The sequence below is a fragment of the Sporichthya polymorpha DSM 43042 genome (assembly GCF_000384115.1).
In the GTDB taxonomy this organism is placed as follows: domain Bacteria; phylum Actinomycetota; class Actinomycetes; order Sporichthyales; family Sporichthyaceae; genus Sporichthya; species Sporichthya polymorpha.
Map to the genome: position 1 here is coordinate 2,216,377 of NZ_KB913029.1, position 14,988 is coordinate 2,231,364.

At 71.7% G+C, this 14,988-nt stretch carries 15 protein-coding genes; 12 read left to right on the top strand and 3 right to left on the bottom strand.

From position 1 onward, the window contains the following. Window position 1: 1 nt before the first annotated feature. Window positions 2-202 carry a cold-shock protein gene (locus SPOPO_RS0110980; RefSeq protein WP_019874824.1) on the bottom strand — a complete coding sequence of 67 codons (201 nt, stop codon included), beginning with the start codon at window positions 200-202 and terminating at the stop codon, window positions 2-4. Window positions 203-528: 326 nt separating this feature from the next. Here SPOPO_RS0110980 and SPOPO_RS0110985 point away from each other — a divergent pair, with 326 nt between their 5' ends. Together SPOPO_RS0110985 and SPOPO_RS29000 are read left to right on the top strand one after the other, a co-directional pair. Then, window positions 529-807 carry a hypothetical protein gene (locus tag SPOPO_RS0110985; protein ID WP_019874825.1) on the top strand — a complete coding sequence of 93 codons (279 nt, stop codon included), beginning with the start codon at window positions 529-531 and terminating at the stop codon, window positions 805-807. 185 nt (window positions 808-992) lie between these two features. Further along, the gene (locus SPOPO_RS29000; protein ID WP_019874826.1) at window positions 993-1,523 is read left to right on the top strand and encodes a sortase domain-containing protein; all 531 of its coding nucleotides are present in this window, start codon (window positions 993-995) and stop codon (window positions 1,521-1,523) included. A 9-nt stretch (window positions 1,524-1,532) separates the two neighbouring features. On the opposite strand, the gene SPOPO_RS0110995 is transcribed toward SPOPO_RS29000, so the two are convergent. After that, complete coding sequence (locus SPOPO_RS0110995) at window positions 1,533-2,141, bottom strand: TetR/AcrR family transcriptional regulator (RefSeq protein WP_028984689.1); 609 nt, start codon at window positions 2,139-2,141, stop codon at window positions 1,533-1,535. A 48-nt stretch (window positions 2,142-2,189) separates the two neighbouring features. Here SPOPO_RS0110995 and SPOPO_RS0111000 point away from each other — a divergent pair, with 48 nt between their 5' ends. Continuing rightward, window positions 2,190-2,792 (top strand): TetR/AcrR family transcriptional regulator, encoded by a 603-nt coding sequence (locus SPOPO_RS0111000; RefSeq protein ID WP_019874828.1) that lies wholly within the window; start codon window positions 2,190-2,192, stop codon window positions 2,790-2,792. Window positions 2,793-2,806: 14 nt separating this feature from the next. On the opposite strand, the gene SPOPO_RS0111005 is transcribed toward SPOPO_RS0111000, so the two are convergent. After that, window positions 2,807-3,814 (bottom strand): hypothetical protein, encoded by a 1,008-nt coding sequence (locus tag SPOPO_RS0111005; RefSeq protein ID WP_019874829.1) that lies wholly within the window; start codon window positions 3,812-3,814, stop codon window positions 2,807-2,809. A gap of 193 nt (window positions 3,815-4,007) precedes the next feature. On the opposite strand from SPOPO_RS0111005, the gene SPOPO_RS0111010 reads away from it, so the two are divergent. The 9 genes from SPOPO_RS0111010 (at window position 4,008) to glgX (ending at window position 14,958) form a co-directional block, all read left to right on the top strand. Beyond that, the gene (locus SPOPO_RS0111010; protein ID WP_019874830.1) at window positions 4,008-4,760 is read left to right on the top strand and encodes an SDR family NAD(P)-dependent oxidoreductase; all 753 of its coding nucleotides are present in this window, start codon (window positions 4,008-4,010) and stop codon (window positions 4,758-4,760) included. A 126-nt stretch (window positions 4,761-4,886) separates the two neighbouring features. Next, window positions 4,887-7,589, top strand: coding sequence for a SpoIIE family protein phosphatase (locus tag SPOPO_RS32705; RefSeq protein WP_019874831.1), 2,703 nt, complete (start codon window positions 4,887-4,889; stop codon window positions 7,587-7,589). A gap of 10 nt (window positions 7,590-7,599) precedes the next feature. Beyond that, window positions 7,600-8,388 carry a methyltransferase domain-containing protein gene (locus SPOPO_RS0111020; protein ID WP_019874832.1) on the top strand — a complete coding sequence of 263 codons (789 nt, stop codon included), beginning with the start codon at window positions 7,600-7,602 and terminating at the stop codon, window positions 8,386-8,388. 78 nt (window positions 8,389-8,466) lie between these two features. After that, window positions 8,467-8,676 (top strand): heavy-metal-associated domain-containing protein, encoded by a 210-nt coding sequence (locus SPOPO_RS0111025; protein WP_019874833.1) that lies wholly within the window; start codon window positions 8,467-8,469, stop codon window positions 8,674-8,676. After that, on the top strand, window positions 8,673-8,957 hold the full coding sequence (locus tag SPOPO_RS0111030) for a metal-sensitive transcriptional regulator (protein ID WP_019874834.1): 285 nt from the start codon (window positions 8,673-8,675) through the stop codon (window positions 8,955-8,957). Before SPOPO_RS0111025 ends, SPOPO_RS0111030 begins: the two co-directional genes overlap by 4 nt. A 19-nt stretch (window positions 8,958-8,976) precedes the next feature. Then, the gene (locus SPOPO_RS0111035) at window positions 8,977-9,921 is read left to right on the top strand and encodes a hypothetical protein (RefSeq protein WP_019874835.1); all 945 of its coding nucleotides are present in this window, start codon (window positions 8,977-8,979) and stop codon (window positions 9,919-9,921) included. A gap of 22 nt (window positions 9,922-9,943) precedes the next feature. Continuing rightward, window positions 9,944-12,223, top strand: a complete 2,280-nt coding sequence (locus SPOPO_RS0111040) for a heavy metal translocating P-type ATPase (protein ID WP_019874836.1) — start codon at window positions 9,944-9,946, stop codon at window positions 12,221-12,223. A 73-nt stretch (window positions 12,224-12,296) separates the two neighbouring features. Continuing rightward, the gene (locus tag SPOPO_RS29010; RefSeq protein ID WP_281168192.1) at window positions 12,297-12,677 is read left to right on the top strand and encodes an HAD family hydrolase; all 381 of its coding nucleotides are present in this window, start codon (window positions 12,297-12,299) and stop codon (window positions 12,675-12,677) included. A gap of 220 nt (window positions 12,678-12,897) precedes the next feature. After that, on the top strand, window positions 12,898-14,958 hold the full coding sequence (glgX, locus tag SPOPO_RS0111050) for a glycogen debranching protein GlgX (protein WP_019874838.1): 2,061 nt from the start codon (window positions 12,898-12,900) through the stop codon (window positions 14,956-14,958). Window positions 14,959-14,988: the final 30 nt, after the last annotated feature.

The following is a 14,988-nucleotide window of genomic DNA, read 5'->3' on the forward strand; positions in this document are numbered from 1 at the left end:
GTCAGACCGGGCGGACGTTCTCCGCCTGCGGGCCCTTGGGGCCCTGGGTGATCTCGAGCTCGACGCGCTGGTTCTCGTCGAGCGAGCGGTAGCCACTGGCGTTGATCGCCGAGTAGTGGACGAAGACGTCGGGCTGGCCCTCGACGGCGATGAAGCCGAAGCCCTTCTCGCCGTTGAACCACTTCACAGTGCCCTGAACCATGGTGTTCCTCCTGCCGCATCCGACGGTGAGTCGCCTGCCCCGGATGGGCGTGCTGGGCTCCGTCGTTCGTGATGCGTTGTGCGCCCTGCGGATCTACAAATCCGCGGACGTCAGGAACGGCGTGGATCGTAAACACTTGCAACTGCGGACCACGATAGCAGTCACCGAACCGGCCCCAGCCTGACGAACCGTCATGTGATCTGCGCGACCCGGAGGCCGAGCCGCTGACCTGCAGGAATGCGCTCACTTCAGTCGGCGCTGTGGGAAAGATTCGCGTCGTCCGGTCGGATCCGAAGACCGGTTTGGGTCGATTTGAGACCTGACTCATGGGCGCGGGCGTCACGGTCCGGACGCTGCACCCGTACGCGGGGGACGCGCGGCCCGAACGCTTGGACGTCGGCGGGGCCGGGGCCGAGGCCGGCGCGATCACCGTCGACCTTACCCTCGCCGCCGCCGAGGACGAGCTGTTCGTCGGCCGCGGCCACGACGGCCTCGTCCGCCGCGATGTCGAGTTCGCCGCCGCGAAGGCGGTGCCGGCACGCAACTTCGCGGCTGTGGTGCGGGTCCACCTCGACCTGAGTCGCGTCCGCTCTTCTGCACACTGAGGGGTATGGCCCACGGGTGTCAGAAGTGGAGGAGCCCCGCGGCGGCGACTGTTCTGGCTGCTGCGGTTCTGGCTGGCTGCTACGGGGCCGGCGACCCTACGGCGCGGGACCCGTTGCCCACGGTCCCGGCCTCGCCGACGGGTACCGCGGAGCCGGCGCCGACCCCGGAACCTGAGTCGGAGGCCGTGCCGAGCGACGGACGCCCGCGGCTCGCGAGGCTGACGATCCCGACGCTCGACATCCGGGACCTGCCGGTCGAGCCCTACCGGGGCTGGACCGACGACGCCCCCGGGACGGCGATCCAGGACCGGGGTCGCGCGGCGAGCCCGCACGGTCCGCGGGGCGGGGTCGGGCCCGGCGGCATCGGCAACTACCAGGTCACCGCGCATCGCACGTCGTCCACGCGGGTCTTCGAGTTCCTCCCCGATCTCCGCCGCGGTGACGTGGTGTACGTCGACGTCGAGGACACCCGCTACGTCTACGAGATCCGCAGTACGCGTCGCACGTCGTTCCGGTCCGAACAGTCGCTGGCCGAACAGCGCGCAGCCGTCCCGGGACGACCTGGAGCCGAGCCCCGCGAAGCGTTCCTCACCCTCTCCACCTGCGCGACCGCCGAGGACCGCGCCGCCGGCAACTTCTGGCACGACGAGTTCGGCAACTACGAGCACCGGATCGACAAGATCGGTCTACTGGTCCGCACGGAGGCTCGCCGCTGAGAACGCCGGTCAGGGCTCGGCGGCCACGAGTTGCTGGGCGATGCCGCGCATCGAGCGGCGGACGAGGTTGTTGTCCTCGCCGGCGAGGGGACCGTCGTCGGACTGGGCGCCGGCGACCATGTTCAGCGCGGCGATCAGGGACCGCAGGGCGAGGGTCTGGGCGGCGAGGCGGCGCTTCGCGGACGGCCGGCCGGCGGGGAGGTACTGGAACGCGCGGCGGACGTGGAGGGCGACGAAGCGGTCCCGGAGATCGCGGGTCGAGCCGGTCGCGGCCTGCAGATGGGTGCGGTAGAGCCGCGCCGAGTCGGGGTGGGACTCGAACCAGCCCCACACCGCGTCGACGACGCGGCCGAGCCCCTCGACGTCGGTCACCTCGTCGGTCGGGCGCGCGGCCTCGATGACGGCGTTGAGCTCGTCCAGGACCTGCTCCATCGCGCTCTCGAACAGCGCTTCCTTGCTCGCGAAGTGGTACGTCACGGTCGCGACGGTGACGCCTGCAGCTTCGGCGACGTCGGGGAACGAGGTGCCCGCGAGTCCGCGTTGGGCGAAGACCTTGATGGCCGCCGCGAGGACCTCCGGCCGACGCGATCCGGGGCCGGTCCCCACCGCTTCCGTCACTGCGTCACCTCGTACTCGCGTGCGATCCGTACGTTACCGTCGCGATCCATGGCGACCGGTGCTGCGGTGGGACGTCCGTCCCGGCGGAACGACGTCATCCGCGCCGGCATGGAACTGTTCGCCACCGGCACCCCGGACGAGATCCCGGTCGCCGACATCGCGCGCTCCGCCGGGGTCACGACCGCCGCGCTCTACTACCACTTCAAGAGCAAGGAACAGATCCTGCTCGAAGGCTTCCGCGCCTTCGGGACCCGTCTGGTCGAGCGGTTCGCCACCGAACTCGGCGACCCGACGACCAGCCCCGCCACCGCCCTCGGGCCGGCGATCGCGCGCCTCGTCGTCTGGCTCGACGACTGCGACCCCGACGCGACGGTGTTCTTCGTGTCCTCGGTCGCCGCGCACCACGAGGTCGAGGAGGCCCGGCGCACGACGCGTCACCAGTTGGTGCCGATCCTCGGCGCGGCCGCCGCCCGGGCGAACGCCGACCTCTCGCCCGCCCAGAGCCTGATCGTCGGCGCCAGCGTCCTCGGCGTCTACGAGACCGCGGTGACGTCGTGGATCGAGCGCGACGAGATCTACCGGGGCCTCGGCCGCCGCGGGTTCCTCGCCGAGATCGAGCACCTCGTCGAGCGCATGCTCCGCGGCGGCTGACGCAGCATCAGGAACTAGCGGGCGAGACCCTCGGAGCGGATGCGGTCCGAGAAGAACTCCATCCAGCTGAAGCCGACCTTGACCGGCCGGTCGTCGCCCTTGATGCGGACCTCGCCGGCCTGCGACTTGTAGCCGCCCCAGCGCGCCTTCGAGTGGCCCTCCATGCGGCCGTCCGGCACCCCGCTGAACTCGATCTCGGTGTCGTCGACCCGGTACGCGCCCCGGTCGATGTTGCCGTCGTCGTCGAGCTGGAACGAGGCCTCCATCTGGTCGGTCGACGCGACCACGCGGTCGCCCTCGACCATGCAGACCAGGTTCATGCCGTTGGTGCACCGCACGAGGTGACCGAATTGCGTGGTGCCGTCCTGAAGCTGGTTCGCGTAGAGGTTCCAGAAGACCTGACGGTCCGTGTAGAACTCGGTCTCCTTCCACTCCGCTCCGTGGGGGCGGAAGTAGATGGCGTCGAGGAAGATCGTGCCCTGCATCCGGCGTCCGTCGATGACGCCCTCGACCGCGTACGGCTGGCTCGTGTAGAGCATCCCGGCCTTCTCCAGCGAGCAGTACAGTTTCACGCCGGTCGCGCAGATCGAGCCGCTGAGGTTGAGCAGGTTGCCCTCGTCCCACCGCAGCGCGTCGTTGGTCACCGACAGGTCGAGCGGCTGCTCGCCGGGCAGGCGCAGGTCCTCGGGAATGCGTTGCATGAGCGGCTCGAACCAGCGGAACTCCTCGGGCGTCCGCACCCGACGCACCTCACCGCGTGCGCTGTACGGCGTGCCCGGGAGCATCTGCATGCTGCCGCTCTGCGACGACATCACCGTCAGCCCGCCGGTCATCGACGCCAGGAACTTGCGGTGGACGACGAACAGCGAGCCGTCCTCGGCCCGTCCGCCTCCGTAGGCGTACATGCTCTGCAGGTTCACCCCGAGACGCGGGTGCTCGTTGAGGAACTCCCCGAGGTCCGGCGTGTAGGTGCCGGTCAACGTCGAGTCCGGGAAGTGGTCGAACGGCTGCGCGGTGGACATGCGTCAGGGTCCCTTCTGCGGGGGAGCGGTGTCTCGGACGCTAGCTCCGAGGATTTGGTGAGTCAAGAAACTCCTCGCGCGGCCGGCCAACGGCACGCTCAGGCAGGCTCGCACGGGCCAGGGTTCGCGGAAATACTTGACTCGACATCCAGCGACACGGTTTCGTGGCGGGGCGGCGCGACAGGAGGTTCGGATGACGGTCACGCTGATCACCGGCGGTGCGGCCGGGATCGGTCGGGCGACGGCGCAGATGTGTCTCGACCGCGGCGGTTCGGTGGTCCTCGTCGACCTTGCGGAGTGCGCGGGGCTGCCGGCCGACCGCGCCGCGACGGTCCAGGGCGACGCCGCGGACCCCGCGGTGCTGGCCGCGGCGGTCGAGCTCGCCGACAGCCGGTTCGGGCGGCTCGACGGGCTCGTCCTCAACGCGGGCATCACCGGCTCGGAGTCCGTCGACGTCGTCGAGCTCGACCGGCTGCGCCGCGTCCTCGAGGTCAACCTGGTCGGCCTCGTGGTCGGGATGCAGGCCGCGACCCCGCTGCTGGAACGCAGCGGCGCTGGCTCGGTCGTCGTCGTCTCCTCGGTCTCCGCCCTCGGCGGCGAACCCCGCCACGGCGCGTACGGCGCGGCGAAGGCGGGTGCGATCAACCTCGCCCGGTGCGCGGCCGTCGACCTCGCGCAGAAGGGGATCCGCGTCAACACCGTCTGCCCCGGGCCCGTCCACACCCAGCTCACGACGCCGCTGCGGGAGAAGAGCCCCGAGCGGTACGAGGCGCTCCGCCGGCAGATTCCCGCCCAACGATGGGGCGAGCCCGAGGAGGTCGCGGAGTTGATCTGCTTCCTGCTCTCCCCGGCGGCAAGCTTCATCACCGGGGCCGCGATCCCGGTCGACGGCGGCATCACCGCCCAGACCCCGCAGTTCCCTCCGCCGGCGTTCGACCCCCGCTGACTCGACCGAAATTCGCGTTTTCCGGGACCTCCGTACCTCCGACACGGGGCCAAGGACACCCGAACGGAGCACCCGTGGACCGACAGAATGGACGCGTGGGCACGGGCCGGGCGCGGAGACTCTGACGTGCAACTCGTGCTCGCCGCGCAGCCGGACGCCGTTCCGAAGGCCCGACGCTTCGCGGCGGAGGTCACGCGCGACCTGCCGGACTTCCAGGACGGCGTCGAGCTCGTCGTCACCGAACTCGTCACCAACGCGGTGCTGCACGCGGCCGGACCGGTGGTGCTTCAGCTCCGGACGGACGGGGACGCGGTCCGCGTCGAGGTCACCGACGGCGGCGGATCGTTCGCCCTGGCGCCGCGCGACCTGCCGATGGGCATGACCGGCCGCGGGCTCGGTCTCGTCGCCGCCTACGCCTCCGCCTGGGGCATCGCGCCCGTCGACGGCGGCAAGACGGTCTGGGTCGAACTGCGGCCGGACCCCCACGACGTCGCCCCGATCGCGATCGACGACGGCGAGTTCGACTGGCCCGACGACGAGCTCGAGTCGCCCATCGAGGTGCGGATCCCCGGGGTCCGCGCCGACCTCGTGCTCGCGGTGCGGGCGCACACCGACGGACTCGTGCGCGACCTGCAGCTCGCGCTGGCCGCCGGGTCGTTCGAGCCGTCGACGGTCGAGATCGTCCAGCGGCTCCTCGACGACCTGACGCTGGTGGTGGCGGAGTACCGCGACGAGACGGCGCGCCAGGCCGCGAACGCCGACGGCTCCTTCACCCTCGTCCTGCACGCGACGCCCGACTCCATCGCGAAGGCGCACCGTCACCTCGAGGCCCTCGACGAGGCCGACCGGTTCGCGCGTTCCGCCCAGTTGCTCAGTCCTCCGGCCTCGGCGGTGCTGCGGGTCTTCCGCCGTTGGCTGGGGGAGTCGGTGATCTCCGCCGTCCGGGCGCAGATCGAGCCGGAGCCGATGCCGGTGCAGCTCTCCTTCGAGGCGGCGCTGGCGAAGGAGGTCTCCCGTCTGGCGAGCCTCTCCGAGGCCGCCGAACGGCTCTCGGCCCTGCAACGCGTGACCGGTGCGCTCGCCCACGCCCACAGCCTCTCCGACATCGCGCGGACCGTGACGATGGAGGCCGCGGCGGAACTGCACGCGCTCTCTGCCCGCGCGTACCTGCTGCGCGGGGACCGGCTTCAGGTGCTGGCCGTCGGGGGAGACGTGCCCGGCTGGGTGCCGGACTTCGACGAGATCCCGCTCGACTCCCACCTGCCCGCCGCGGAGGTCGTGCGCACCGGCCGACCGCTGGTTCTACGCGGACACGCACAACTGACGGACCGTTTCCCGGCGCTGGCCGCTGTCTACGAGGACGAGCGCGCCGTCCACCTCGCGCCGCTGATCGTCGACTCCCGTTGCATCGGCGTCCTCGGACTCACCTTTCCGCTGCTCGGCGTCGACGACGCCACGCAGAACGACTTCGTCGCCACGCTCGCCGACACCTTGGCGCAGGCCCTGGACCGTGCGCTCGTCATCGAGCGCCTCGCCGAGGCGAACGCCGCGCTGGGCGCCGCGAACGACCGGCTCACCTTCCTCGCCGACGCCTCGGCCGCGCTGTCCGGGAGCCTGGACTATCAGGAGACCGTCGACGCGATCGTGAACTACATGGTCCCGCGGCTCGCGGACTGGTGCTTCATCCAGTTGCTGAAGGAGGACGGCCAGCTCCACACGGTCGCGCTCTCCCACGTCGACCCTGACCGCGTCGCCTGGGCGCACGAGGTCGGGCGTCGGTACCCGACGCGCATGGACGCGGCGTTCGGTGCCGCGAACGTCGTCCGCACCGGTCGTTCGGAGCTGTACGCGGAACTGCCCACCGAGCTCATCGAGTCGGCGGTCGAGGACGACGAACACCGCGAGATCATCCGCGAGTTCGCGCTCTCCAGTGCTCTCGTCGTGCCGCTGGCCGCCGACGACGAGGTCCTCGGGGCGCTCACCCTGACGTTCGCGGAGTCGGGCCGCCGGTACGCCCCCGCCGACGTCGCGTTCGCCGAGGACGTGGCCCGGCGCGCGGCGCTCGCGTTGCGGTCCGCGGTGACGTACCGCGCCCAGACCGGGCGGCTCGCCGAGGTCCAGCGGGTCGCCGACGCGGCGCAGCGCGCGATCCTCGCGCCGCCGCCCGCGCGGCTCGGGCCCCTCGCCCTCGCCGCCCGGTACGTGGCTGCCGCCGCGGAGGCCCAGGTCGGCGGCGACTTCTACGAGGTCGTCTCCGGAGGCGCCGGCGCGCGGCTGCTGATCGGCGACGTCCGGGGCAAGGGCCTGGCTGCGGTGCGAACGGCGACGCTGGTGCTCGGCGAGTTCCGCGCCGCCCGGCGCGACGACAGCCTGCCCGAGGTGGCGGCGCGGCTCGACCGGCGGATGCGGCCGTACCTGGAGGACGAGGATTTCGTCACCGCTCTGATCGCCGACATCCACGACGACGGCCGCGTCGAGCTCGTGTCGTGCGGCCATCCGCCGCCCTTGGTGCTGACGCCGGGTCAGATCGTCGAGCTCACCGTGTCCGCCGACCTGCCACTGGGCCTCGGCGCCGAGCCGGAGGTCACGCACACCCAGTTGGAGCCCGGCGACCGTCTCCTGCTCTACACCGACGGCGCTATCGAGGCCCGCGACGCCCGGCGCCGCTTCATCGAGCTCGCCGCGGTGCTGGAGCCCGGCCTGGGCCAGGACCCGGCGGGTCTGCTCGAGACCGTCGTATCCGGCCTGCACCGACGCGTGGGCCAGGAGCGGCTGAACGACGACCTGGCCCTGCTGGTCGCCGAATACCGGGGGACGGGCCCGGCGTAACGTCGCGCGTATGAGCAACGCGATGGGCTTCGACGAGGCCACCTCCCGGCGGATCGAAGCCGCCTACACGAGTCCCGAGCTGATCGCCCAGCGCCGGGCGACCCTCGATCTGCTGGCGCTGCAGCCCGGCGAGGTCGTGCTGGACGTCGGGTCGGGCCCGGGGTTCCTCGCCGCCGAGATGGCCGCGGCCGTCGGGCCGACCGGGCGCGTCCTCGCCGTCGACCCGAGCGACACGATGCGGGCCCTCGCGCAGAGCCGGGAGCTGCCGCCGAACGCCGGCGCCGTCGAGCACCTCGCCGGCGACGCGACCGAGCTGCCGGCGCCCGACGCGTCGGTCGACGTCGTGGTCTCGACCCAGGTGCTGGAGTACGTCGCCGATGTCCCGGCCGCCCTCGCCGAGGCGCGCCGCGTGCTGCGTCCGGGTGGGCGGGTGCACGTGCTCGACACGGACTGGGACTCCCTCGTCTGGCGCAGCAACGACCCGGAGCGGGCGCGGCGCGTCCTCACCGCGTGGGACGCCCACCTGGTCGACCCGTTCCTGCCGCGCCGGCTCCCGCAGCTGCTGCGCGCGGCCGGCTTCGCGGAGCCGGAGGTGCGCGTCCTGCCCCTGGTCCGCGCGGGCTGGGACGAGCACTCGTTCGCCGCGGGGCTGCTCGGGCTGGTCGAGGCGTTCGTCCCGGGCCGCGACGGCCTGACCGCGGACGACGTCGCGGCCTGGGCCGCCGACGTGCGTGGACTCGGCCCGGACGCCTTTTTCAGCCTCAACCGCTACCTGTTCCTGGCCACCCGGCAAGATTGACGCCCGTTTCCGGGAATACCCCCCAGTGGTACCGTCTTGGACCAGGTACCCGCAGGGGGTATCCGAACGGAGGCGATCATGAGCACCAGCGAGTACAAGGTCCAGGGCATGACCTGCGGTCACTGCGTCAGCGCCGTGACCGAGGAGCTGACCAAGCTTCCCGGCGTGACGGACGTGCAGGTCGACCTCGCGTCGGGCCGCGTGACCGTCCAGTCGGACGCGCCGCTTGCCGACCCGGACGTCGTGGCGGCGGTCGATGAGGCCGGCTACGAGGTCGTGACGGCGTGACGCACGGCTACACCCACGCCAAGGACGAGCACCTGCGCCGGCTGCGGCGCATCGAGGGTCAGGTCCGCGGCCTGCAGCGCATGGTGGAGGAGGACAAGTACTGCATCGACATCCTCACCCAGGTGTCCGCCGCGACCCGCGCGCTGCAGTCGTTCTCCCTGGCCCTGTTGGAGGAGCACCTCGCCGGCTGCGTCGTCGACGCCGCCCAGCGCGGTGGCCCCGACGCCGACGCGAAGGTGCGCGAGGCGTCCGAGGCGATCGCCCGGCTCGTCCGGTCCTAGGAATCTCGGAGCATCCGTCATGAACACACCTGTCAAACTCGGCGCGTACGTGCTCGGCCTGTGCGGCGTCTTCGGCGCCGCTGCCGGGGTTGGTGCCGCGGTCGGGCCGGTGGGCTCGGAGCCCGTCTCCCACACCGTCGCGCACGGCGAGCAGTCGCCGGCGCCGGCCGCCGAAGGAAGCGCGACGCACGCCCCGGCGGCGCACGCGCCGGGTGGGCTGCAGATCTCCGAGGCCGGGTACACGCTCGAGGTGGCGCGGGAAGTCGCGGCCGGACCGGCCGTCCCGGTCTCGCTGCGGATCCTCGGGCCCGACGGAACTGCGCTGACGGACTACGAGGTCGTGCACGACAAGAAGCTGCACCTGATCGCGGTGCGTCGCGATCTGACCGGCTTTCAGCACGTCCACCCGACGTTGGCGCCGGACGGCACCTGGTCGGTCCCGCTGAACCTCTCCGCCGGGACGTGGCGCCTGTTCGCCGACTTCGACCCGGCCGGCGCTGGCGGGGCGCTGGTGCTTGGCACCGATGTCGCGGTCGCGGGCGAGTACACGCCGGCCGCGTTGCCTGTGCCCCGCCTGCGGACCAAGGTCGACGGCTACACCGTCAATCTGGAGGGCACGCTGGTCGCGGGTCAGGAGGGTCCGCTGCGGTTCTCGGTGAGCCGCGACGGCACCGAGGTGACGGACCTGCAGCCCTACCTGGGCGCGTACGGGCACCTCGTCGCCCTCCGGGCCGGGGACCTGGCGTATCTGCACGTCCACCCGGACGGGACGCCCGGCGACGGCACCACCCCGGCCGGCCCGGTCACCTTCATCGCCACCGCTCCCTCCGCCGGGGACTTCCGGCTGTTCCTCGACTTCCGCCACGTCGGCGTCGTCCGCACCGCTGCGTTCACCGTGAGGGTCGCGCCGGGTCCCGCGGCCGACAGTTCCGGCGAGCACGCCGACGACGACCACGCGCACTGAGAATCGCTGACAGGACAGAACGATGAGCACTGCGAAGCAGAGCACGACCCCCCCGGTATCCGCCGAGGGCCAGGTCGAACTGGCGATCGGCGGCATGACCTGCGCGTCGTGCGCGGCGCGCATCGAGAAGAAGCTCAACAAGCTCGAGGGCGTCACCGCGACGGTCAACTACGCGACCGAGAAGGCGAAAGTCAGCTGGACCGGCGAGATCGCACCCGAGGACCTGGTCGCCGTCGTCGAGAAGGCCGGCTACACGGCGAAGCTGCCGGAGCCGCCGGCTCCCGAGGGCGGAGAGGTCGTGCTCGAGTCCGACGCCGACGTGGAGCTCCGCAGCCGTCGCCAGCGACTGCTGGTCTCGACCGCGCTGACGATCCCCGTCGTCGCGATGGCGATGATCCCGGCGCTGCAGTTCACGAACTGGCAGTGGCTCTCGCTGACGCTCGCCGCGCCCGTGGTCGTGTGGGGCGCGTGGCCGTTCCACAAGGCCGCGTGGACGAACCTGCGCCACGGCACGTCGACGATGGACACCCTGATCTCGATGGGCACACTCGCCGCGTTCGCGTGGTCGATCTACGCCCTGTTCTGGGGGGCGGCCGGCGAGCCCGGCATGAAGCACGGCTTCGACTTCACCGTCGAACGCACCGACGGCTCCGGGAACATCTACTTCGAGGCCGCGGCCGGCGTCACGACGTTCATCCTCGCGGGGCGGTACTTCGAGGCCCGCGCGAAGCGGCAGGCGGGAGCGGCGCTGCGCGCACTGCTCGAGCTCGGCGCGAAGGAGGTCTCGCTGCTGCGTGACGGCCGCGAGCAGCGGATCCCGATCGGGCACCTGGTCGTCGGTGACGAGTTCGTCGTCCGCCCCGGCGAGAAGATCGCGACCGACGGCGTCGTGACCGAGGGTTCTTCGGCCGTGGACGCCTCGATGCTGACGGGGGAGTCCGTGCCCGTGGAGGTCGGGCCGGGCGACGTCGTCGTCGGCGCGACCGTCAACGCGGGCGGCCGGCTCGTCGTCCGCGCGACGCGGATCGGCGCGGACACCCAGCTTGCGCAGATGGCGCGCATGGTCGAGGACGCCCAGAACGGCAAGGCCGAGGCCCAGCGCCTCGCCGACCGGATCTCGGGCATCTTCGTCCCGGTCGTGATCGCGCTCGCCGTGGCGACGTTCGGTTTCTGGCTCGGCACGGGTGACGGGGTGTCACCTGCGTTCACCGCCGCTGTGGCGGTGCTGATCATCGCCTGCCCCTGCGCACTCGGGCTCGCGACCCCCACCGCGCTGATGGTCGGCACCGGACGCGGCGCCCAGCTCGGCATCCTCATCAAGGGCCCGGAGGTCCTGGAGAACACGCGTCGCGTCGACACCGTCGTCCTCGACAAGACGGGCACGGTCACGACGGGGCGGATGAGCCTGCTCGACGTTGTCGTCGCGACGGGCGAGAGCCGGTCGCAGGTGCTCGCCTTCGCGGGCGCGCTGGAGCAGGCGTCCGAGCACCCGATCGCGCAGGCGATCGCGGCCGGTGCCGTCGACGAGGTCGGCGACCTGCCCTCGGTGCAGCAGTTCACCAACGTCGAGGGCCTGGGCGTGCAGGGCATGGTCGACGGGCACTCCGTGGTGGTCGGCCGCCCCCGGCTGCTCGCCGACTGGGCGCAGCACCTGACCCCCGAGCTGGAGCAGGCTCGCGCCGCGGCGCAGCAGAGCGGCCGCACCGTCGTCGCCGTCGGCTGGGACGGGGCCCCGCGCGGCCTCCTCGTCGTCGCCGACGCGGTGAAGGAGACCTCCGCCGAGGCCGTCTCCCAGCTCCGCGAGCTCGGCCTGACCCCGGTGCTGCTGACCGGTGACAACGCCGTCGTCGCCCGCTCGGTCGCAGCGCAGGTCGGGATCGAGGAGGTCATCGCCGAGGTCCTCCCCGCGGAGAAGGTCGACGTCGTCCGCCGGCTCCAGAGCGAGGGCCGCACGGTGGCGATGGTCGGCGACGGCGTCAACGACGCCCCCGCCCTCGCCCAGGCCGACCTCGGCCTTGCCATGGGCACCGGCACCGACGTCGCCATCGAGGCCGGGGACCTGACCCTGGTCCGCGGCGACCTCCGCGCCGCCGCCGACGCGATCCGCCTCTCCCGTCGCACCCTCGCGACGATCAAGGGGAACCTGTTCTGGGCCTTCGCCTACAACGTCGGGGCCCTCCCGCTCGCCGCCGCGGGCCTGCTGAACCCGATGATCGCCGGCGCCGCGATGGCGCTCTCCTCGGTCTTCGTCGTCTCCAACAGCCTCCGGCTCCGCCGCTTCCGCCCCCTCAACGCCTCCTGAAACCCCGTAACGTCAGCGGGATCGCGCGCTATAGCGCACGATCCCGCTGACGCTACGGGGGTGTTGGGGGAGGATCGGGCCGTGCTCAGGGCCGTCCTCGGCATTGCAGCGAGCCCACGCCGCCGGGCTGACGGTCGTGGCGTTCACCAACGGCGACGAGGAGCAGCAGCGCGCCAAGCTCGCCAGGACGGGGCTGGCCGACGCCGTGGATCACCTGATCGCGTCGTCGACCCTCTCGGTCGGCAAACCGGATCCGCGCGCCTTTGCCGAGGCGATCGACCTGCTCGGCGTCGCGCCCGCCGAGGCCCTCATGGTCGGGGACTCGCTGGAGATCGACGCCCGCGGCGCCCTGGCCGCCGGGCTCGACGCGGTGCTGCTGGATCGCAACGGCGCCCATCCGGACCTCGGCGCCGAGGTCCCCCGGATCCGCTCCCTCGACGAGCTCCGCTGGTGACCCCCCTGCACTGGAGATGACATCTCCACTGCACGCCTTGCGTCCGTGAAAGTGGTCGCCCGGGCAACCACTTTCACGGACGCAAGGGCGGTCAGGGTCACCCGGGTCAGCGGACCTCTGTGTACTGGCCGCGCGACGCACAACCACGCCACGGTGAAGATGACATCTCCAACGGAGCAGGCGGGGGTTGGACGGGCCCCGCAGGGGGCAGGTGCGCGCCATGGACACCACCGCCGGTCTGCCGTTCCCGCTCGGTGCCACGCCGAGGCCCGGGGGCACGAACTTCGCCGTCGCCTCGGAGGTGGCGGACTCCGTCGAGGTCTGCCTGTTCGACGAGGGCGGGGGCGAGACGCGCGTCGAGCTGCCGGAGCGGACGGCGCACGTCTTCCACGGGTTCCTCCCCGAGGTCGGGCCGGGGCAGCGGTACGGGCTCCGGGTGCACGGCCCCTGGGACCCGGCGAACGGGCTGCGGTGCAACCCGAACAAGCTCCTGCTCGACCCCCATGCGACGGCGGTGGACGGCGAGGTCGTCTGGGGCGAGGCGGTCTTCGGCCACACCTTCGACGACCCGGGCCGCCGGAACGACGAGGACTCGGCGGCCTCGATGCCCAAGTGCGTCGTCACCGACCGGGCCTTCGACTGGGGCGACGACGCGCCGCCGCGGATCCCGCTGGCGGAGTCGGTGATCTACGAGACCCACGTCAAGGGCATCTCGGCGCGGCACCCGGACGTGCCGAAGGAGATCGCCGGCACCTACGCCGGGCTCGCGCACCCGGCGATCGTCGACTACCTCACCGACCTCGGTGTGACGGCCGTCGAGCTGCTGCCGGTGCACCAGTTCGTCCAGGACAGCCACCTGCTGGAGAAGGGGCTCCGGAACTACTGGGGCTACAACAGCATCGGCTTCCTCGCCCCGCACGGGGAGTACAGCTCGGCGGGCACGGCGGGCGGGCAGGTGAACGAGTTCAAGGAGATGGTGAAGGCCCTGCACGCCGCGGGCCTCGAGGTGATCCTCGACGTCGTCTACAACCACACCGCCGAGGGCAACCACCTCGGCCCGACGCTCTCGCTCAAGGGCATCGACAACCCGTCGTACTACCGCCTCGTCGAGGGCGATGCCGCACACTTCTTCGACACCACCGGCACGGGGAACAGCGTCAACGTCGGGCACCCGATCCCGCTCCGGCTGATCCTGGACTCCCTGCGCTACTGGGTCACCGAGATGCACGTCGACGGGTTCCGCTTCGACCTCGCGACGACCCTGACCCGCCAGGACGGCCGCGAGGACATCCACTCCGCGTTCCTCAACCTCGTCCACCAGGACCCGGTCCTCGCGCCGGTGAAGCTCATCGCCGAACCGTGGGACATCGCGGGTTACCAGGTCGGCGGGTTCCCCGCCCGATGGGCCGAGTGGAACGGCAAGTACCGCGACTCGGTCCGGGACTTCTGGCGGGGCGCCGACGGCGAGCTCGGCGAGTTCGGCCTGCGCCTGACCGGCAGCGGCGACATCTACTCCAGCGACCGGCGGACGCCCACCGCGAGCGTCAACTTCGTCACCGCGCACGACGGGTTCACCCTCGCCGACCTCACGGCCTACAACGACAAGCACAACGAGGCCAACGGCGAGGACAACAACGACGGCGAGTCCCACAACCGCTCGTGGAACTGCGGCGCTGAGGGCGACACCGACGACGCCGACATCCTCGAGCTGCGTGAGCGCATGCGCCGCAATTTGCTCGGAACACTGCTGCTCTCCGCCGGGGTGCCGATGATCCTCGGCGGCGACGAGATGGGCCGCACCCAGGGCGGGAACAACAACGCCTACTGCCAGGACAACGAGATCTCCTGGTACGACTGGGACAACGTCGACGAGCACCTGTTCGCGTTCACCAAGACCGCGATCGCGCTGCGCCGCGACCACCCGGCCCTGCGTCCCCGCGAGTACCTGCGCACCCCGGAGGGCGGGGTCGCGCAGATGGTCCTCTACCGGCCCGACGGCAAACAGATGCAGGCCGAGGACTGGCAGAACCCGATCGCAAAGACCCTCGCGGTCGCGCTCGACGGCCGCCTCATCTCCGACGCCGACGGCGAGACCACCCGCGACCGCCTGCTGCTCCTCATCAACGCCCACTTCGAACCGGTGGAGTTCACGATCCCCACCGGCCGCGGCTCCTGGCGGGTCGTGCTCACCACGGACGACCCCGACCCTCTCGATCCCCTCAGCGCGGGAGACGTCATCGCCGTCCGGGACCGCTCACTGCTCCTGCTGCACAGCGACTGAGCTCCGTCAGGCGTAGAGCGCCTCGATGCG

What these genes read in the sequence shown, in the direction of transcription:
- SPOPO_RS0110980 (WP_019874824.1), bottom strand. Translation starts at nt 202, where the DNA reads ATGGTTCAGGGCACTGTGAAGTGGTTCAACGGCGAGAAGGGCTTCGGC.
- SPOPO_RS0110985 (WP_019874825.1), top strand. Translation starts at nt 529, where the DNA reads ATGGGCGCGGGCGTCACGGTCCGGACGCTGCACCCGTACGCGGGGGAC.
- SPOPO_RS0111000 (WP_019874828.1), top strand. Translation starts at nt 2,190, where the DNA reads ATGGCGACCGGTGCTGCGGTGGGACGTCCGTCCCGGCGGAACGACGTC.
- SPOPO_RS0111005 (WP_019874829.1), bottom strand. Translation starts at nt 3,814, where the DNA reads ATGTCCACCGCGCAGCCGTTCGACCACTTCCCGGACTCGACGTTGACC.
- SPOPO_RS0111010 (WP_019874830.1), top strand. Translation starts at nt 4,008, where the DNA reads ATGACGGTCACGCTGATCACCGGCGGTGCGGCCGGGATCGGTCGGGCG.
- SPOPO_RS0111020 (WP_019874832.1), top strand. Translation starts at nt 7,600, where the DNA reads ATGAGCAACGCGATGGGCTTCGACGAGGCCACCTCCCGGCGGATCGAA.
- SPOPO_RS0111025 (WP_019874833.1), top strand. Translation starts at nt 8,467, where the DNA reads ATGAGCACCAGCGAGTACAAGGTCCAGGGCATGACCTGCGGTCACTGC.
- SPOPO_RS0111035 (WP_019874835.1), top strand. Translation starts at nt 8,977, where the DNA reads ATGAACACACCTGTCAAACTCGGCGCGTACGTGCTCGGCCTGTGCGGC.
- SPOPO_RS0111040 (WP_019874836.1), top strand. Translation starts at nt 9,944, where the DNA reads ATGAGCACTGCGAAGCAGAGCACGACCCCCCCGGTATCCGCCGAGGGC.
- glgX (WP_019874838.1), top strand. Translation starts at nt 12,898, where the DNA reads ATGGACACCACCGCCGGTCTGCCGTTCCCGCTCGGTGCCACGCCGAGG.